At 58.6% G+C, this 18,289-nt stretch carries 15 protein-coding genes; 10 read left to right on the top strand and 5 right to left on the bottom strand.

Features of this window, described 5'->3' with window-relative positions; genetic code table 11:
• The first annotated feature begins 260 nt into the window (after window positions 1-260).
• Window positions 261-1,877 carry an L-aspartate oxidase gene (nadB, locus tag IH404_RS08685; RefSeq protein ID WP_005785988.1) on the top strand — a complete coding sequence of 539 codons (1,617 nt, stop codon included), beginning with the start codon at window positions 261-263 and terminating at the stop codon, window positions 1,875-1,877.
• Here nadB and IH404_RS08680 read toward each other — a convergent pair.
• Together IH404_RS08680 and IH404_RS08675 are read right to left on the bottom strand one after the other, a co-directional pair.
• A complete protein-coding gene (locus IH404_RS08680) occupies window positions 1,846-2,292 on the bottom strand; it encodes a protein YgfX (protein ID WP_005785987.1) in 447 nt (148 codons plus the stop codon). The genes nadB and IH404_RS08680 overlap by 32 nt on opposite strands.
• Window positions 2,276-2,530, bottom strand: coding sequence for a succinate dehydrogenase assembly factor 2 (locus IH404_RS08675; RefSeq protein ID WP_005785986.1), 255 nt, complete (start codon window positions 2,528-2,530; stop codon window positions 2,276-2,278). Before IH404_RS08675 ends, IH404_RS08680 begins: the two co-directional genes overlap by 17 nt.
• Before the next feature lie 139 nt (window positions 2,531-2,669).
• On the opposite strand from IH404_RS08675, the gene IH404_RS08670 reads away from it, so the two are divergent.
• On the top strand, window positions 2,670-3,611 hold the full coding sequence (locus IH404_RS08670; RefSeq protein WP_005785985.1) for a folate-binding protein YgfZ: 942 nt from the start codon (window positions 2,670-2,672) through the stop codon (window positions 3,609-3,611).
• Window positions 3,612-3,647: 36 nt separating this feature from the next.
• Window positions 3,648-4,469: an HDOD domain-containing protein gene (locus tag IH404_RS08665; protein WP_194440290.1), complete on the top strand. Its 822-nt coding sequence runs from the start codon at window positions 3,648-3,650 to the stop codon at window positions 4,467-4,469.
• On the opposite strand, the gene IH404_RS08660 is transcribed toward IH404_RS08665, so the two are convergent.
• A complete protein-coding gene (locus tag IH404_RS08660; protein ID WP_005785983.1) occupies window positions 4,470-5,855 on the bottom strand; it encodes a sensor histidine kinase in 1,386 nt (461 codons plus the stop codon). It lies immediately after the preceding gene.
• Window positions 5,848-6,519, bottom strand: a complete 672-nt coding sequence (locus IH404_RS08655; RefSeq protein WP_005785982.1) for a response regulator — start codon at window positions 6,517-6,519, stop codon at window positions 5,848-5,850. Before IH404_RS08655 ends, IH404_RS08660 begins: the two co-directional genes overlap by 8 nt.
• A 247-nt stretch (window positions 6,520-6,766) precedes the next feature.
• Between IH404_RS08655 and IH404_RS08650 the strand changes: the two genes are divergently transcribed.
• The 7 genes from IH404_RS08650 (at window position 6,767) to IH404_RS08620 (ending at window position 15,869) form a co-directional block, all read left to right on the top strand.
• Entirely contained in the window at window positions 6,767-8,059 is a 1,293-nt protein-coding gene (locus IH404_RS08650; protein WP_194440289.1) for an OprD family porin, read from the top strand.
• Between the two features lie 47 nt (window positions 8,060-8,106).
• Entirely contained in the window at window positions 8,107-9,090 is a 984-nt protein-coding gene (locus tag IH404_RS08645; protein ID WP_005785980.1) for a tripartite tricarboxylate transporter substrate binding protein, read from the top strand.
• A gap of 147 nt (window positions 9,091-9,237) precedes the next feature.
• Window positions 9,238-9,696, top strand: coding sequence for a tripartite tricarboxylate transporter TctB family protein (locus IH404_RS08640; RefSeq protein ID WP_005785979.1), 459 nt, complete (start codon window positions 9,238-9,240; stop codon window positions 9,694-9,696).
• Window position 9,697: 1 nt separating this feature from the next.
• A complete protein-coding gene (locus IH404_RS08635) occupies window positions 9,698-11,212 on the top strand; it encodes a tripartite tricarboxylate transporter permease (protein WP_005785978.1) in 1,515 nt (504 codons plus the stop codon).
• Window positions 11,205-12,233 (top strand): AbrB family transcriptional regulator, encoded by a 1,029-nt coding sequence (locus IH404_RS08630; RefSeq protein ID WP_194440288.1) that lies wholly within the window; start codon window positions 11,205-11,207, stop codon window positions 12,231-12,233. The genes IH404_RS08635 and IH404_RS08630 overlap by 8 nt, the downstream gene beginning before the upstream one ends.
• Window positions 12,234-12,384: 151 nt before the next feature.
• Window positions 12,385-14,277 carry a hypothetical protein gene (locus IH404_RS08625; protein WP_194440287.1) on the top strand — a complete coding sequence of 631 codons (1,893 nt, stop codon included), beginning with the start codon at window positions 12,385-12,387 and terminating at the stop codon, window positions 14,275-14,277.
• Complete coding sequence (locus IH404_RS08620; RefSeq protein ID WP_194440286.1) at window positions 14,274-15,869, top strand: YncE family protein; 1,596 nt, start codon at window positions 14,274-14,276, stop codon at window positions 15,867-15,869. Before IH404_RS08625 ends, IH404_RS08620 begins: the two co-directional genes overlap by 4 nt.
• Before the next feature lie 87 nt (window positions 15,870-15,956).
• Here the strand turns inward: IH404_RS08620 and IH404_RS08615 are convergent, their stop codons facing one another.
• On the bottom strand, window positions 15,957-18,245 hold the full coding sequence (locus IH404_RS08615; protein WP_194440285.1) for an autotransporter outer membrane beta-barrel domain-containing protein: 2,289 nt from the start codon (window positions 18,243-18,245) through the stop codon (window positions 15,957-15,959).
• Window positions 18,246-18,289 lie beyond the last annotated feature (44 nt).

The raw sequence follows: 18,289 nt of genomic DNA, 5'->3' as shown, positions 1-18,289 counted from the left end.
TCCCGACGGGCCAATAAACTCAACGTTTTCCCAGCTTTCGGGCAACCTGCTATTGAGTCGGGGCCCATGCAAAAAGTTCCCGTCCCGCCAACCGGCCGTTTCCCAAAGCTGCGCGGCATAATCTCACAATGCCACGAATGCGTGGCTATTGTGCCGCTCCACCCCTCTATATACTAGTGGCCCGTGTGACCCTTTGATGCGCCGATCCAGGCGTCCTGTTTGCGCCGCTCCTTCGGATCGCTTTTTGCGGAATCCTTTCAATGAGCCAACAGTTTCAACACGATGTGCTGGTGATCGGCAGCGGTGCAGCCGGCTTGAGCCTTGCCCTGACCCTGCCCGGCCACCTGCGCATTGCGGTTTTGAGCAAAGGCGACCTGGCCAACGGCTCGACATTCTGGGCCCAGGGCGGCGTCGCGGCGGTACTGGACGACACCGATACGGTGCAATCGCATGTCGAAGACACCCTTAACGCCGGCGGCGGCCTGTGCAATGAGGAGGCCGTGCGCTTCACCGTCGAGCATAGCCGGGAAGCCATCCAATGGCTGATCGACCAAGGTGTGCCCTTCACCCGTGATGAACATGCCGGCAGCGACGACGGCGGCTTTGAGTTCCACCTGACCCGCGAAGGCGGCCACAGCCATCGCCGCATTATTCACGCCGCCGACGCCACGGGTGCCGCGATTTTCAAGACCCTGCTCGACCAGGCTCGCCAACGGCCCAACATCCAATTGCTGGAACAACGCGTCGCCGTCGACCTGATCACCGAAAAACGCCTGGGCCTTGCGGGCGAGCGCTGCCTCGGCGCCTACGTACTCAATCGCACCAGTGGCGAAGTCGATACCTACGGGGCGCGCTTCACTATTCTTGCTTCGGGCGGGGCCGCGAAGGTCTATCTCTATACCAGCAACCCCGACGGTGCTTGTGGCGACGGCATTGCCATGGCCTGGCGATCGGGCTGCCGGGTGGCCAACCTGGAGTTCAATCAGTTCCACCCCACCTGCCTGTACCACCCGCAAGCCAAGAGCTTCCTGATCACCGAAGCCCTGCGCGGCGAAGGTGCGCACTTGAAGCTGCCCAATGGCGAACGCTTCATGCAGCGCTTCGACCCACGCGCCGAGCTGGCACCGCGCGACATTGTCGCCCGCGCCATCGACCACGAGATGAAGCGCCTGGGTATCGATTGCGTCTACCTGGACATCAGCCACAAGCCCGAAGCGTTTATCAAGACCCACTTCCCGACCGTCTATGAACGCTGCCTGACCTTCAATATCGATATCACCAAAGGCCCGATCCCGGTGGTGCCGGCCGCGCACTACACCTGTGGCGGCGTGATGGTTGACCAGCACGGGCGCACCGACGTGCCCGGCCTCTACGCCATCGGTGAAACCAGCTTTACCGGTCTGCACGGCGCCAACCGCATGGCCAGCAATTCGCTGCTCGAGTGCTTCGTGTACGCGCGCTCGGCAGCAGCGGATATCCTTGAGCAACTGCCGCGCATCAAGGTTCCAGCCGCCCTGCCCCGCTGGGACGCCAGCCAGGTCACCGATTCGGACGAAGACGTGATCATCGCGCACAACTGGGACGAGTTGCGGCGTTTCATGTGGGACTACGTGGGCATTGTGCGCACCAACAAGCGCCTGCAACGGGCGCAGCACCGGGTACGTTTGCTGTTGGATGAGATCGACGAGTTCTACAGTAACTATAAGGTCAGCCGCGACCTGATCGAGTTGCGCAACCTTGCCCAAGTGGCCGAGCTGATGATTCGTTCAGCCATGGAACGCAAAGAAAGCCGCGGGCTGCATTACACCCTCGATTACCCACAGATGCTGCCCGAAGCGCGTGACACTATTCTGGTGCCAACCACCTACGGCGGCTGAACTTCAGGCGCACCCGCAGGCGTCGGTGCACATCGGCGCCCAGTGCGTCCTTGGGCACACAGATCGAGCGCACCCGCCGCTCGCCCGGCACTCGATAACGCAGCACCACGATCAGCGGCAACGCCAGGCTGTCGGGGCGCAGCTGCACAGCGTGCCAGCCGCGTGCGGCGCTGAATAATTGCCAGCCATCGTCGTCACGGCGCAGGCCACGAATCGACGAACGGTGAGTAAGCAGAACATGGCGCGGTAGCACCCACGCGCAGTGTGCCAGGCATAACAGGATGCCGAGGCTTGAATAAGGCAGGTTCAAAACCAGCAGGCTACCCATCGCGAACAGTTGGGCAAGCAGATACGCCGCCAGCAACAGCCGCGAAGCCTGCCAGCGACATTCAAAACGATTACTTGGGCTGGACACGATCCAGGATCATCCGAACCATGCGCTGCAGCTCTGGATCTTCAGATTCAGCGCGCTCCATGAACCAGCCGAACATGTCCTGATCTTCACAGGTCAGCAACCTGACGTAGAGCTCGCGGTCCACCTGATCGAGCGTTGCGTACACCTCTTTGGTGAAAGGCACCAGCAATACATCCAGCTCCAGCATGCCACGACGGCTGTGCCAGTAGAGGCGATTGATTTCTACATCTTCGACCATGGAGCCCTCCTCAAATAGAGCGCAAGTATACAGGCCCGGCGACACCGGAACAGTCGGCTTTGGTCGCCCGCGACGAAACTATGCATTTGCCGGACGCCCCTCTATGATGCACCCATGACTTTTTAACCTGCGATGACCCATGGCTGACTCTGCTTTCTTCTGCCCCCTGTCCCACGAAGGCGTTCTCGCCGTCCGCGGTTCTGATGCTGCCAAATTCCTGCAGGGCCAGCTGACCTGCAACCTCAATTACCTGAGTGATACCCAGGCCAGCCTGGGCGCGCGCTGCACGCAAAAAGGCCGGATGCAGTCCAGCTTCCGCATCCTGCTGCAAGGTGACGGCGTGCTCCTGGCCATGGCCACGGAGCTGCTCGAACCGCAGTTGGCAGACCTGAAGAAATACGCGGTGTTCTCCAAATCCAAACTTACCGACGAAAGCTCCGCCTGGGTACGCTTCGGGCTGGCGGACGCAGACACGCCCCTGGCCGCCCTTGGCCTGGCGCTACCCGCCGAAACCGACAGCGTGGTGCGCACCGACACCTTGATCGCTATTCGCGTGTCCCCTGGCCGTGCCGAACTCTGGGTGCCCACCGAACAAGCCGACACCGTGCGCAACCAACTGGCCGCACAATTGCCACAAGCTGAGTTGAATGCCTGGCTGCTTGGCCAGATTCGCGCGGGTATCGGCCAGGTAATGGCGCAGACCCGCGAACTGTTCATCCCGCAGATGCTCAACCTGCAAGCCGTGGGCGGCGTCAGTTTCAAGAAAGGCTGCTACACCGGCCAGGAAATCGTCGCGCGCATGCAATATCTGGGCAAACTCAAGCGGCGCCTGTATCGACTAAGCCTTGAAGCCACGCAATTACCCGAGCCCGGCACGCCGTTGTTTTCCCCAGGCCATAACAGCGCGGTTGGCGAGGTCGTGATCGCGGCAAAAGCTGACCAGTCGATTGAACTTCTCGCTGTGCTGCAAGCCGAAGCTGCCGAGAGTGGCGACGTGCGTACAGGCAGCCTGGAAGGCCCCGGCCTGCAGCTGCTTGATCTGCCTTACCAACTGGACCGTGATCGCGAGATACAGCGTTAATCGCCATACCTTTTTGCAGCACCCTAGAGAGCATGAATGAACAAGCTGGCGGAAAAAGTCCAACAGGCGTTGGTGACGGCCATCGACAACGATGACCTGGTTCTGCCGACATTGCCGGAGGTGGCCCTGAAAATTCGCCAGGCCGCCGAAGACCCTGAGATCAGCATCAGTCATTTGAGCAAGGTGATCAGTCGCGACACCGCCCTGTCGGCGCGCCTGATCAAGGTGGTCAACAGCCCGCTGTTACGGGCGAGCCAGGAAGTCACCGACCTTCACACGGCCATCACGCGGCTGGGCACCAACTACAGCAGCAACCTGGCCATCGGCCTGGTGATGGAGCAGATTTTTCACGCCCGCTCCGAAGTGGTCGCACAGAAAATGCGCGATGTGTGGTGCCGTAGCCTGGAAGTCGCCGGCGTCAGCTATGCCTTGTGTCGCCGGCATAGTCACCTCAAGGCCGACCAGGCGGCCCTCGGCGGGTTGGTGCATCAGATCGGCGTGCTGCCGATCCTCACCTACGCCGAAGACCACTACGAGCTGCTTTCCGACCCGGTCAGCCTCAACCACGTCATCGAAAGCATTCATCCGTTACTGGGCGACAAACTGCTGAGTGGCTGGGACTTCCCCGAAATGCTGGCGAAACTGCCGGGCCAGTACCTGAACCTGGAACGCAACTCTGCCACACTCGACTATGTGGATCTGGTGCAGATCGCCGTGCTCTACTGCCATCACAACACCGACCATCCGCTGGCGAAAGTCGACATTACCAGCGTGCCTGCGATGAAAAAGCTGCGAATTGATCTCTACAGCGAAAAGACGCGCACCGAACTGGATGAAGCCCGGTCGATGTTCTACTGATCAACCGCCGATAAAACTCACGCGCACTTTCAACCCGGCCAACTCGCCATCATGCAGGCTGATCTGCGCCAGGTGCGCACGGCAGATCTCCCCGACAATCGCCAGCCCCAAGCCAGACCCCATGCCCTGCTGGCTACGGCGATAAAAGCGCTCGAATACCCGGTCCCGCTCATCCAACGGGATGCCTGGGCCATCATCCTCAACCTCCAGCACCGCCGGCGCGGTCACGCGCAAAATCACATTGCCGCCAGGTGGCGTATGGGCCATAGCGTTGTCCACCAGATTGCTCAGCAGCTCATTCAACAGCGTCGGTTCACCGCGCAACCAGACCGGCTCGTCCGCCTCCAGTGCCAAGGCCACCCCGCGCGCGTGAGCCAGCGGCGCCATGGCCATGCCCAGTTCGCGCGCCAGCTGGCTGAGGTCGAGCAACTGCGCGCCCCCTTCAGCAATGGCTCGGGCACCGTTTTCGATACGGGCCAGCGACAACAATTGATTGGCCAGATGGGTCAGGCGGTCGGTGCCCTGGGCAGCGCTTTCCAGGGTGCTGTGCCAGGTGGCCGGCTCCTGGGCACGCAAGCCCAGTTCCAGGCGAGCCTTGAGCGCCGCCAAGGGCGTACGCAGTTCGTGGGCTGCATCGGCAATAAACTGGGCCTGGCGCTCGAACTGGCCGCGCAGACGTTCGGTGAAATGGTTGAGGGAGCGCACCAGCGGGCCGAACTCATCCTGAACTTCCACCAATGGCAGCGGCCGCAAATCATCGGGTTGGCGTTCTTCCACCGCTGTACGCAGGCGTTCGAGCGGACGCAGTGCAGCGCTCACCGCAAACCACACCAGCAGCAACGCGCCGATGGCCAGCATCCCCAGGCGCAGCAAGGTGTCGGCCATCAAGCTGCGGGCCATGGCAACGCGTGCTTCGTCGGTCTCCGCGACACGAATCTCGGCCATGCCATTCATGTTCGGCTCGGAGACGGCCTTGAGCAGGCTCACCACTCGCACGTGCTGGCCCTGGTACATGGCGTTGTAGAAGCGCGCCAGGGCCGGGTAATCGTCGGTGCGGGGAGTGCCGGGCGGCGGGCCTGGGAGGTTTTCGTAACCGGATATCAGCTTCTGGTGGATATCGTTGACCTGATAATAGATGCGCCCGGCACTGTCGTAGGCGAAGGTGTCGAGGGCCACATACGGCACATTTGCGCTGAGGGTGCCGTCCACCTGGGTCAAGCCTGCGGCAATGGTGCGCGCCGAAGCCAACAGCGTGCGGTCATAGGCCGTGTCGGCGGCTTCGCGCCCGTTCCAGTAGGCGCTCATGCCGCTGGCGAGCATCAACAGCACCAGCAACAGCGCCAGGTTCCACAGCAAGCGCCAGCGCAGACTGCTGGGCTTATGCATCGCGGGCTTCCAGCAAGTAGCCCAGGCCGCGGAACGTCACGATGGCGATGGGCTGGCCGTCGAGCTTCTTGCGCAGGCGATGCACGTAGATTTCGATGGCATCGGGGCTGGCCTCCTCGTCCAGGCCGAAAACCTGAGAGGCCAATTGCTCTTTGCTCATCACGCGGCCGGGTCGGGCGATCAAGGCTTCGAGCACGGCTTGCTCGCGGGAGGTCAACGTCATCAATTCACCGCCAACCGTGAAGCGTCGTGTGTCCAGGTCGTATACCAGCACCCCGCACGTCTGCTGGCGCTCCCCACCCAGTACACTGCGGCGCAGCAGCGCCTTGACCCGCGCTTCCAGCTCTGTCAGTTCGAACGGCTTGGCGAGGTAGTCATCGGCGCCCAGGTTCAGGCCGTGCACGCGGTCTTTGACATCACTGCGTGCCGTCAGCATCAGCACCGGCAGGTTTTTCCCTCGGGCCCGCAAGCGCGCCAGCACCTCGAAACCATCCATGCGCGGCAGGCCCACATCGAGGATCGCCGCCGCGTATTCCTCGCTGCCCAAGGCCAGGTCCGCGGCCACACCATCGTGCAGCACGTCGACGGTCAGACCCATGCCCTTGAGCGCTTGCGCAACACTTTCGGCAAGTTGCAGATGGTCTTCAACCAGGAGGACACGCATGGATTTCTACCTCATGAGGAGTGGTCGGCGCGGCGTTTTATTGGCCCGCTGGCCGGCGAGTTTACAGGCGCAACTTGCCCTGTGAAGCCCGAAAACATTGAAAGACAATTGAAAGGTTAGTGAAAGCTTCGCCCTTTAGCATCCAGCTACGGTGGTTTCTGCCCGCCTAGCTGCCTCACCCGTAGCGCCCGAAAAACGCCTCGAAGCGTTTTCGCCAAAAATAAGAACAATAATGGAGTCCATCACGATGCTGTCGACACAGCCCCAGGCTTGCACGCCTGTTCGTTCTTGCCTTCTGAACCACACCGCTCTCGCCAGTGCTTGCGCCCTCGCCGGCTTTTCGCCGCTAAGTCAGGCTGCCTTCTTCGAAGACAGTAGCGCGACCCTGGAAACCCGCAACATGTACTTCAACCGCGACTTTCGCGACGGTACACGTGCGCAGCAATCCAAACGCGACGAATGGGCCCAGGGCTTTATGCTCAACCTGCAATCGGGCTACACCGACGGCACTGTCGGTTTTGGCGTGGATGCGCTGGGTATGCTCGGCCTCAAGCTCGACTCCAGCCCCGACCGCACCGGCACCGGGTTGCTGCCGACCCACGACGACGGCCGTGCCGCCAATGAGTACTCCAAACTGGGCCTGACCGGCAAAGTGAAAATCTCCGCCACCGAGCTGAAGATCGGCGCGCTGATACCCGAATTGCCGATCCTCAAGCCCAACGACGGTCGCATCCTGCCGCAGACCTTCAACGGTGGCTTGATCACCTCCAAGGAATTCAAGAACCTGGTATTCACCGGCGGCCGCCTGGACAAAGCCAAAGACCGCGACGACACCAACTACGAAGATATCGCGCTCAACAACAAGAACAGCCGCTTCCTCAGTGGCGCCACCGGCAAGCACTTCAACTTCGGCGGCGTGGACTACAAGTTCGCCGAAAAAATCACCGGCAGCTATCACTTCGCCCAACTCGATGACGTGTACCGCCAGCATTTCCTCGGCCTGGTCGCCGCGCGCCCGATGGGCCCCGGCACCTTTGCCGCCGACCTGCGCATGGCCATCAGTGACGACACCGGCAGCGCCCGCGGCGGCAATATCGACAACACATCCCTCAACGGCCTGTTCAGCTATGCCCTCAATGGCCATAAGCTCAGCGCCGGCTACCAGCACATGTCGGGCGACAGCGCCTTTCCGTATGTGGATGGCAGCGACCCGTACCTGGTCAACTTCGTACAGATCAACGACTTTGCCGGCGCCGAAGAACGCTCCTGGCAGGCACGCTACGACTACGATTTCGCCAAGCTTGGGATTCCAGGCCTGAGTTTCATGAGCCGTTATCTGTCGGGCGACAACATCAAGCTCAAGAACGGCCAAACGGGCAAAGAGTGGGAGCGCAACAGCGAGATCAAGTACGTGGTGCAAAGCGGCACGTTCAAGGATGTGGCCGTGCGCCTGCGTAACGCGACCTATCGCTCCAACTATTCAGCCCGTGATGCGGATGAAATGCGCTTGCTGGTCAGCTATAGCATTGCCCTTTGGTAAATGTGCGTTGGTACTAAAACCTTATAACAACAACGATGGAGATAACCATGAACCCTTCACTGCGTAAATTTGCCCTCGCCGCCGGCTGCATGTTGTTCGCCGGCCAGTTGCTGGCCGCCGACGAGCCCAAGCGCCCGGAATGTATCGCCCCGGCCTCACCTGGCGGCGGTTTTGACCTGACCTGCAAGCTGGCGCAAAGCGCGCTGGTCAACCAGAAGCTGCTGAGCAAGCCGATGCGTGTGACCTACATGCCCGGCGGCGTTGGCGCGGTGGCCTACAACGCAGTGGTTGCCCAGCGCCCTGCGGACGCAGGCACTTTGGTGGCCTGGTCCAGTGGTTCGCTGCTGAACCTGGCCCAGGGCAAGTTCGGTCGCTTTGATGAAAGCGCCGTGCGCTGGCTGGCGGCGGTAGGCACCAGCTACGGTGCCATCGCAGTGAAAAACGATTCGCCCTACAAGACCCTCGACGATCTCGTAAAAGCCTTGAAGAAAGATCCGGGCAGCGTAGTGATAGGTTCCGGCGGCACCGTCGGCAGCCAGGACTGGATGCAAACCGCGCTGATCGCCAAGGCTGCCGGGATCAACCCGCGTGAACTGCGTTATGTGGCCCTTGAAGGCGGCGGTGAAATCGCTACCGCGCTGCTCGGCGGTCATATCCAGGTGGGGAGTACCGACATCTCCGACTCCATGCCGCACATCCTCAGCGGTGACATGCGCCTGTTGGCGGTGTTCTCCGAGAAACGCCTGGACGAGCCGGAAATGAAAGACATCCCCACCGCCAAGGAGCAAGGCTACGACATCGTCTGGCCGGTGGTACGCGGTTTCTACCTGGGGCCAAAAGTCAGCGATGCCGACTACGCCTGGTGGAAAGACGCCTTCGACAAGCTGCTGGCCTCCGACGAGTTCGCCAAGCTGCGTGACCAGCGCGAGCTGTTCCCGTTCGCCATGACCGGCCCGGAGCTGGACACCTACGTGAAGAAACAGGTGGCTGACTACAAAGTGCTGGCCAAAGAGTTCGGCCTGATCCAGTAAACGCCCGTCATTTGTGTAATGCCCCTGTAGGAGCGAGCTTGCTCGCGAAGAACCCAAGGACATCCACGTGCGTCCAGACAGCACGCGTTATCGTTGAAGTTTTTCGCGAGCAAGCTCGCTTCTACAAGAGGGGCCTTGGAGTTTTCTATGCTCTTACAACGCATTTTCGCTGCAGCGCTGTTGCTGGCCTGCGCCGGCCTGGCCCTGATGGCCTGGCCGTATCAGGCGGCGTTTTCCTACGAGCCGGTCGGCCCACGTGCCTACCCGCTGCTGATGCTCGGGCTGATGAGCCTGGCGCTGATCTACATGCTGTTTCGCCCGCAACCGACCAGACACACCGAAGAAGAACCGGCGCTGGACCGCGAAACCCTGATCAAGATCGGCCTTTGCGTCGCGCTGTTGCTCGTGTTCGCCGCCACCTTCGAATCCCTGGGGTTCATTCTCAGCAGCATGTTGATCGGCATTCCAATGGCGCGCCTGTATGGCGGCCGCTGGATGCCCAGCGTGGTGATCGTCGGCCTGATGGCTATCGGCTTGTACCTGCTGTTCGATAAAGCCATGGATGTGCCGTTGCCCCTCGGCCTGCTCGACGTTCTGGAGAACTGATATGGATACTTTTGGCTATTTGGGCCAGGGTTTCGGCGTCGCGCTGAGCCCGTACAACCTGGTGACCGCGCTGTGCGGCACTTTGATCGGCACCGTGGTGGGCCTGCTGCCGGGCCTGGGCCCGATCAACGGCGTGGCGCTGTTGATCCCCATCGCATTCGCCCTGGGCCTGCCGCCGGAGTCGGCTTTGATCCTGCTCGCAGCGGTGTACCTGGGTTGCGAATACGGCGGCCGCATCAGCTCGATCCTGCTCAACATCCCGGGCGAAGCGTCCACCGTGATGACTACCCTCGACGGTTACCCGATGGCCCGCAAAGGCCTGGCTGGCGTAGCGCTGTCGTTGTCGGCATGGAGTTCGTTCATCGGTGCGTTTATCGCTACCTGCGGCATGGTGCTGTTTGCCCCACTGCTGGCCAAATGGGCGATTGCCTTCGGCCCGGCGGAATATTTCGTACTGATGGTGTTTGCGATTGTGTGCCTGGGCGGCATGGCCGGTGACAAGCCGCTGAAGACCTTCGTGGCGGCGCTGATCGGGCTGTTCCTCTCGGCAGTGGGCATCGACGCCAACAGCGGCGTGTACCGCTTTACCGGGGATAACATCCACCTCACCGATGGCATCCAGTTTGTGGTGCTGGTGCTGGGCCTGTTCTCCATCAGCGAGATCCTGCTGCTGCTGGAAAAAACCCACCGTGGTCAGGAAGCGGTCAAGGCCACCGGACGCATGATGTTCAACCTGAAGGAAGCGGGTGCGGTGTTCGTGGTTAACATCCGTTGCGGCCTGCTCGGTTTCATCATGGGCGTATTGCCGGGCGCCGGTGCAACCCTTGCGTCCGCCGTTGCCTACATGACCGAAAAACGCATGGCCGGTGCCAGCGGCAAGTTCGGCCAGGGCGATATGCGCGGCCTGGCGGCACCGGAAACCGCCATTGGGGCGTCCGCCTGTGGCGCCTTGGTGCCGATGCTAACGCTCGGCGTGCCAGGTTCGGGCACCACTGCGGTGATGATCGGCGCCCTGTCGCTGTACAACATCACCCCAGGCCCGCTGCTGTTTCAACAGCAACCCGACATCGTCTGGGGCCTGATCGCATCGTTGTTCATTGCCAACATCATGCTGGTGATCCTCAACATCCCGATGATCCGTATCTTCACCCGTATCCTCGCCGTGCCGAACTGGGCACTGGTACCGGTGATCGCGATCATTACCGCGATTGGTGTGTATGCGGTGCATGCCACCACCTTCGACCTGTTCCTGATGGTCGGCATCGGCATCTTCGGCTACATCCTGCGCAAGCTGGATTTCCCGCTGTCGCCGGTATTGCTGGGCTTTATCCTCGGCGGTCTGATGGAACAGAACCTGCGCCGTGCGTTGTCGATTTCCAATGGTGCGCTGGAGATCCTGTGGTCGAGCCCGATCACCTTTGGTGTATGGGTACTGACAGCGCTGATGCTGATGTTCCCGCTGGTTCGCATCTACCGCAAACGGGCCCTGCAGCGTCGTGCCGTGGCTGATGTCTGAAGTCACCTTTAAACATTGGTGGGGAACACCGCTGGTCGGCCTGGCCGGCGGTTACCTGGCCAGCCTGGTCGGCTGGCCTTTGCCGTATATGGTCGGCGCGTTGCTGGCGATCATCCTGGTGCGCTGCCTCACGCCCTGGCAATTGGCGGAGATTCCCGGCGGGCGCAAATGCGGGCAATGGGTGGTGGGTATCGGCATCGGCCTGCATTTCACGCCGGTGGTGATCGAACAGGTGATGAGCCACTTCGGCCTGATCTTCTTCGGTGCTCTGGTGACCAGTTTGTCGAGCGTGGTCGGCGTGTGGTTGATGCGCCGCAGTGGGGAAGATCGCGCCACGGCGTTTTTCTCCAGTATGCCGGGCGGCTCCGGGGAAATGGTCAACCTCGGCGCCCGCAACGGCGCGGTGCTCAGCCGGGTGGCGGCAGGACAAAGCCTGCGTGTGCTGGTGGTGGTGTTGTGTGTGCCGGCGATCTTCAAGTATTTGCTGGGCGGCGGTGCACCGCAGTTTCACCCGGCGCCTGTGGACTGGGCCTGGCTGGCCCTGCTGTTCCCGGTAGGTGCGCTGGTGGCCTGGGGCTGGCAGCGTCTACGTCAGCCCAATCCCTGGCTGTTCGGGCCATTGCTGGTGAGCGCCATCGCCAGTGTGACGTGGGACTTGCACATCGGCCTGCCCGACGGCGGCAGCCAGATCGGCCAATGGCTGATCGGCAGCGGTTTGGGCTGCCACTTCAATCGGCAGTTCTTCCGCAGCGCACCGGCGTTCATGGGCCGCACCTTGACTGGCACGGCCTTGACCATGGCGCTCGCCACGTTGGCAGCGGTAGGGTTGAGTGCGCTGACCCACCTGGACCTGCGCTCACTGACGCTGGGCATGATGCCCGGCGGCATTGCCGAGATGAGCCTGACAGCAGAGACCCTGCAATTGTCGGTGCCGTTGGTGACGGCGATGCAGGTGATGCGTTTATTGTTTGTGTTGTTTCTGGCGGAGCCGTTATTCAGGCATTGGGACCGTCAGGCCTGATCAGGGATGGTGCACTGGGGCTAGCCGTTTATCGGAGCTGTCATTTCTAACAGGTAGGCAACCTAAGCCACGCCGCGTTGAATGATTGTTGCGCCTACTTCTAGCCGAAGTAAAGGCGGACGAGGCACTCAACCGAGCAAGGAACCAAGTCATGAACCAAATAAACCAGTTAGAGACTGAAAAAACAAATCTCACCGAAATAGATCTGACCCAACCCGAAACCATTACTCCCATTTCCTTCGCTGACCTCACGCTCAATATTCCAAACATGACCACGCCCGTAGTTGGCTACGACGGCGGCATCAACAAAGCGGCCTTGAATGTTCAGCGAGATAAGGGTTTGCGGTGCATTCTTAAGCCCTATCTGGAGATGGCTGAAGATGACTTCATCGAGCTATTTTGCGTAAACACTGCGACGCCCGTCGCATTTCATACAGTGACCGCATACGAAGCCGAAAAAGGTCTGCAAATCCCTTTATATATTCCTTTTCTGCGACTGAATGAGGGTTCTGTAGGACCAGTGTTTTTCCGGGTAACACGCGGATCAGGTGGTGCGAAGGACGAAACAAAGCACTTCACATTAAAGGTCGATACTCTGGAACCTGGTGGCCGCGACACCATCGCCAGCACACCTCAGAATGAAAACCTCACCAAGCCGATTTTCGATAGGGAAATCATCGATAACGGTGTTACAGAAAAAGATGCGGAAAAAGGTGTGGCCGTTCTCATCAACTATTACCCCATTGATGAATCGCTCCAAGCCGGGCATCACAGGTCAACACGCGATGTTATTCGACTGAGTATTAATGGAGTCATCATTGAGCATCCTGTGACCGAAGGCGAAGCCGCCAGCAAGGACCCCATCAAAATAATCATCTATCAGAAAAAATGGGAGGAGATAGGCAGTGGCGAGCGTGTCTGCGAGTATGAAGTAGTTGACGAGACCGGTAACTATTCGCTGGGCTGGTCTCCGATGCAAATTATTTCAGTCTACCTCAAAGATGCGACGCCACCACTGCCAAAGCCGTTCATTGAAGACACTAATAATGATGGTGAAGTGGACCTCGATGAGTTAAATGGGACTGATGCCACAATCGTTGTGTACGTACGCGACCGAGACTATCTGCCACGGGATCTGATACAAATACAAGCCGAAGGGCGTACAGAAGATCACGTCATCATCAAAAAGTCTTACGAGTACGAGGTACTGAGCGTTACACGGGACGCAAGAATTCCTCTTCCCTTTGAGGATCTATGGCCATTGGTCAAAGGCAGTTTGCGCTTGCGCTACGAGCGAATCCGCGCGGGAGTTACACCTAACCGAAGTTCACAAGTTGAGGTGGTAAACATCATCGGCACCGGAAACTCAAAAGGATTGCCACCGCCGTTGGTACTTGAAGCGCCTGATGGAAATTTAAAGCCTGATTCAGCAACTGTTACAGTACGAATCGAGCCTTTTACTGGGCAAACAGCATTCGCAAGCATTAAGCTCAAACTGGTTGGCACCCTTGCCAATGGCACGGGTTACTACCGGGAAGTCGGGCCACGCCCAGCGGGTAGCGGGCCAATAACTATCCGACTGATCAATGGGCCAGAGGGTGAAATAGCCAAATTGGAAGGTGGCACGCTTGAGATCTCGTATATTGTAACGCCCGAGAAACCTGGCCCCTCACGTGAATCCCAGTCTATACATCTCGAGATTGGGGACATCGTCGCCTCTTTGCCAGCCCCCATGGTTGAAGAAGCTCCGCCACCAGACTTTGTGTATAACCCAGAAGTCTCAAAGTATGGCGCAACTATCGTTGCTCGAAAAAACGCCGCATTTACCTTGGACAGCATTGTCACCCTGCACTTTGAGGGCAGTGTGGCGGGAGGAAGTGCAAAACCTCAACCCTTCAAAATCACCCAGAATTGGCTCAATGAAGACTTGTATTTTTTCGTAGACCAGTTAACGGTAGAGAAAACAAAAACTACTCGGCGCGAATCTATTACACCCTGTCCAAAGAATATGAACGTACACGCTTTTCACACGCGCTCATCATGAAGGTCGGCGCACCGTTGAATCTGCCAGAACCCGAAGTGTTACAAGCGACTGTGATCAACCCAGGAAAGGCGACAATGAATCCGGCGCATGTTCTGACGCCTGCGCTATTCACTATTCGCGTCCGATATTCGCCCATGCTAGATACCCATCAAATCAACGTGGACTTCATGGGAGCCATAGGGCTGGGCACTCCTTATATTCCCTCACAATCTGGAAATTCGGCTCAGGGTTTTGTTGATTTCAATGTAAGCAATACCGCTGTAGCAGCCAACTTGGAAGGTACATGCACAGTCAAATATGAAGTCGTCAGTGCGGACGGAAAAACCCCCTCAAAAGAGCTGACCCTTGAAGTACAACCCTTGCCCTCTTCACTACTGAACGTGGTGAGCATACCCGAAGCGGTAGGCGGTGTCATTGACGCCAACCGTAAAAATAACGTACTCACCCTCGACTATCCATTTATGGGATTAAATCAAGAGTATTTCATTAATCTCAAAAGCCAAAGTAACCGCTTGCTGACTGGAAAAGTTTCACCGGAGGAATTCACAGCCAAGAGAATAGTGAAAGAGATACCTGCTGACTACTTACCCAGCCAACCGAATGGCAGCGACGTCACAGTGGAGGTCAGGGTCTCCTTAAATGGAGTTGGTGATCTCAACTCAGCAACCCGCCTTGGTGTTCCGCCGCCCTATAAAATAAAGAAAGCGATAGGAATAATAAACCATATTGACGTAGGTGGTACGCCAACTTGGCTGGTCACGAGCCCCAACGGGAAATTTTTATACGTCACCAATAACACAACCCACTCCGTATCGGTTATCGATACGACCACAGACAAAGTCATACATACTATTACCGGGCTGAACGGCCCATACAGTCTTGCAGTACATCCGGACGGTTCGCTTCTGTATGTGGGCAATCTGGGAGACAAGACAGTTTCCATATTCTCAACCGCCGACTACAAAGAGCTACTCCCAAGAATCCCCGGCTTCAATGCTCCCCATGGCATAGTCATAAATGACAGGGCGACACGTATGTACGTGACGTGCAATGCGGATGGCTACATTTACGTACATGATGTGGCCAGCAGAGGGCGTCTATCCAGTATCAAAATACTCTATCCAACGGGCATTGCTTTAAACCCCTCCAATAGCCGTCTTTACATTGCAGACTACAGTAGGGTGTCGATCCTCGACACATCAACAAATCAACTGGTTGGCACCGGGATCCCCGGCTTCAACTACCCGAGGGATATTGCGTACAGCCCGCACAACATCGCAACACCGCGTGTCTATTTAACGAACCAGAATTCCAATAATGTCATCATCGTTAACGCAGGAACCAACATCGCTCATAAGACTCTCAGTGGTTTCCTTCAACCCTATGGAGTGGCTATCAACCCTGTGATTGAACATGCCTATATCACAGAGAACACCGGCAACTCATTGAAAATAATTGATGTCAACACGGAGGAGGTCATTGACACTTTCACCGGTCTCAACCAGCCACGAGGCGTTGCCGTACTCCCGAATGGTTCAAAATTCTATGTTGCTAACGCCGGCGGTCACACTGTGACCGTTTTCTCTGCATAACCCACTGCAACTCTGTAGGTAAAAAAAAGCCCCGATTCGCAAGATCCGGGGCTTTTTTACCGCGTTACACGTGAGACGTTCACATCCTTAAAAGTCGTAACGCAACCCCACGTTCACGCCCCAAGGCTGGTCAATGCTCTTGCCCATGCTACGCTCCACATCGGCATGCACTTTCCAGTTCTTCGACACCGCCATGGCGACACCGGCAGCCATCTCAACCCGCGATCCCGACAGGTCGTTGTTGAAGCTGTTGCCGTTGACGGACACCTTGTTGCTCTGGTTGAACTCATGGGCCACTGCAGTACGCAGGTACGGCTGCAACACGCTGCCGCTTTCCAACTGGATATCGCGCCCGGCAGTCACACCCAGCTTACCCACCACCGAGGCCGTACGTGCGCCTTCGGCTTGCAGACCGTTGTCCAGTTCGTAGCTCTGGCGCTGGATGATCGCCGTGGCCAACTGGCCGTAAGGCTCGACGAAGTAACCGTCATCCAGCTTGATATTACGCCCCACTTCAGCAGAAGCCGTGACCGCGTTTTGCGTGTAGTTGCCCTTGGCTTTCTTGCCGTCGCTCATGGCCACGTTGGACTCGTTGTGCAAGCGGTTGAACTTGAGCACACCATCGAAGTAAAGACCACTTTGCGCGTCCATCCAGGTGGCATAACCGCCCAGGTAGTAGCTGTCGACGCTAGCCTTGCTGCCGCGGCTCAGGTCCAGGTCCGAGGTGCTGTGACCGGCCATGAAGCCTGCCAGCCATTGACCATCACCACCGGACAGCGGCACGTCGGCACCCAGGGTGAAACCACGCTGGGTCTGGTTGTACTGCATGCCTTTATCGCTGTTGTTCACTTCAAATTTGTTGCCATAGGCACGGCTCCACAACCCGGTCGATTGACCGTCGCTATGACGCAGCTCACCCATGCGGGTACGCAGGTTGGTCATTTCACCGTACAACACACTCGGCGCTGCGTTGGCCAGGGCCAGCACGGAGTTGGTGCTCGGGCTGATCACCTTGCTGCCGGGGTCCAGCAGCCAGTCCTTACCTTCGTTGTCATCGACCAGGCTATAGGAATAGGTGCCGACATCCACCCGGTCCCCGGCCAGGCTGAACTTGGCGCCGCCGTCTTCGGTGTGCACCACGTGCAAGCGATCTTCCGACAACGGATCGGCGCCGCTGCTGGCGATCAGCAGTTTATGGTCGCCCGAAGAAGTGCCGGTGACATTCAGGAAATCGCCGGTCAAGGTAGCGAAATCCGCGCTCATGACGAACGTGCCATTGCCTGACAGGTTGTCCACGTCCAATTGGTAGAACGTGCCGGTTTCGCCAAACTTGACGTTACCGCCACTCAGGGACAAGTCGCCCACGTGCTGGTTGTCGACCATCACCCAGGTAGCATCAGTGTTGACCGCCAGCTTGTCGACATTCTCCAGGCGGCCGGTAAGCACCGAGCCATTGTTCAGACCAACACTGGCACTGCCGCCGTTGTTGATGACATCACCCGTCAGAATTGCGTGGTCCAGGTTAAGGTCCAACGTGCTGTCGGCACCCACCTGAATATTGCCATCCAACTCGCTGAAGCGCACGCGCATGTTGGCCGAGCCGCCCTGGGTCAGCTCGAGCATGTTACCGTTCTGACCCTGCAGGGACGAACCATTGGTCACGTCGATTTCAGCCGTGATCGGCCCCCGCACATTAATCGCGGGGCCATCGAGGCCCGTCACACGCGAGCCGTCGAGTATCAGATGAGGCGACTCAAGGGCAGTTGCACTTTCAAGGGACATCACAACGCCCGTGGTACCACCGGTAATTTCGCTGCCCGTGGCGATTGCGGCCCCTCCCAGGAGCCTCAACCCTTGCTGGCGTTGGCCCACCAGCACAGAGTTGTTCAACTCCAGAAGGCTATGGGACGTGACGTTGGCCCCATAGGTCGCTCCAGTGATTTCACTATTGTCGACTTGTGCGTAGGACCCCGTGGTCGCGCCCACCTGGCGAGCCACGTTCAAGCCGCCACTGGTGTGGCTGGTAATGCGCGCGTCGGAAATAGTGGCGCTTGAATTGCTGAGCGCAATGGCCGCCTGGGAGCCATGGACAGAACTCACAGTGGCGCCTGTCAACGTCAAGGTCGACCCGCTCGTCGCACGTATTTCTTTAACGTTGGCGTTCTTGTGAACAGTAAGCATCGCACCTTTTTGGGCCAGATAGTCGCTGGCTGCGGACCCCGGGCGGACGTCATATTTGCCGCTGCCCACCGTTCCGTCCACCACAATCGTCGACATTGCCTGTTGACTCAACAGGCATAACGGTGCGGCGGCTACGAGCTTGATGATCGATGATAAACGCGAATAACGAAAACGCTGGGAAGTAGGAGAAATCATGTTGTGTAGCCTCAGAATTAAGTACCAGTTCGAACCCGGAACCC

The sequence above is a fragment of the Pseudomonas sp. OST1909 genome (genome assembly GCF_015277575.1).
In the GTDB taxonomy this organism is placed as follows: domain Bacteria; phylum Pseudomonadota; class Gammaproteobacteria; order Pseudomonadales; family Pseudomonadaceae; genus Aquipseudomonas; species Aquipseudomonas synxantha_A.
The sequence above is the reverse complement of the archived record's forward strand: the minus strand, read 5'-3'. Positions and strand labels throughout refer to the sequence as shown.

Bases quoted from the DNA above. Each gene is read 5' to 3' on its own strand.
- IH404_RS08675 (WP_005785986.1), bottom strand. From the start codon at position 2,530: ATGGTCGAAGATGTAGAAATCAATCGCCTCTACTGGCACAGCCGTCGT.
- nadB (WP_005785988.1), top strand. From the start codon at position 261: ATGAGCCAACAGTTTCAACACGATGTGCTGGTGATCGGCAGCGGTGCA.
- IH404_RS08620 (WP_194440286.1), top strand. From the start codon at position 14,274: ATGAAGGTCGGCGCACCGTTGAATCTGCCAGAACCCGAAGTGTTACAA.
- IH404_RS08660 (WP_005785983.1), bottom strand. From the start codon at position 5,855: ATGCATAAGCCCAGCAGTCTGCGCTGGCGCTTGCTGTGGAACCTGGCG.
- IH404_RS08635 (WP_005785978.1), top strand. From the start codon at position 9,698: ATGGATACTTTTGGCTATTTGGGCCAGGGTTTCGGCGTCGCGCTGAGC.
- IH404_RS08670 (WP_005785985.1), top strand. From the start codon at position 2,670: ATGGCTGACTCTGCTTTCTTCTGCCCCCTGTCCCACGAAGGCGTTCTC.
- IH404_RS08665 (WP_194440290.1), top strand. From the start codon at position 3,648: ATGAACAAGCTGGCGGAAAAAGTCCAACAGGCGTTGGTGACGGCCATC.
- IH404_RS08625 (WP_194440287.1), top strand. From the start codon at position 12,385: ATGAACCAAATAAACCAGTTAGAGACTGAAAAAACAAATCTCACCGAA.
- IH404_RS08615 (WP_194440285.1), bottom strand. From the start codon at position 18,245: ATGATTTCTCCTACTTCCCAGCGTTTTCGTTATTCGCGTTTATCATCG.
- IH404_RS08630 (WP_194440288.1), top strand. From the start codon at position 11,205: ATGTCTGAAGTCACCTTTAAACATTGGTGGGGAACACCGCTGGTCGGC.
- IH404_RS08650 (WP_194440289.1), top strand. From the start codon at position 6,767: ATGCTGTCGACACAGCCCCAGGCTTGCACGCCTGTTCGTTCTTGCCTT.
- IH404_RS08655 (WP_005785982.1), bottom strand. From the start codon at position 6,519: ATGCGTGTCCTCCTGGTTGAAGACCATCTGCAACTTGCCGAAAGTGTT.
- IH404_RS08645 (WP_005785980.1), top strand. From the start codon at position 8,107: ATGAACCCTTCACTGCGTAAATTTGCCCTCGCCGCCGGCTGCATGTTG.
- IH404_RS08640 (WP_005785979.1), top strand. From the start codon at position 9,238: ATGCTCTTACAACGCATTTTCGCTGCAGCGCTGTTGCTGGCCTGCGCC.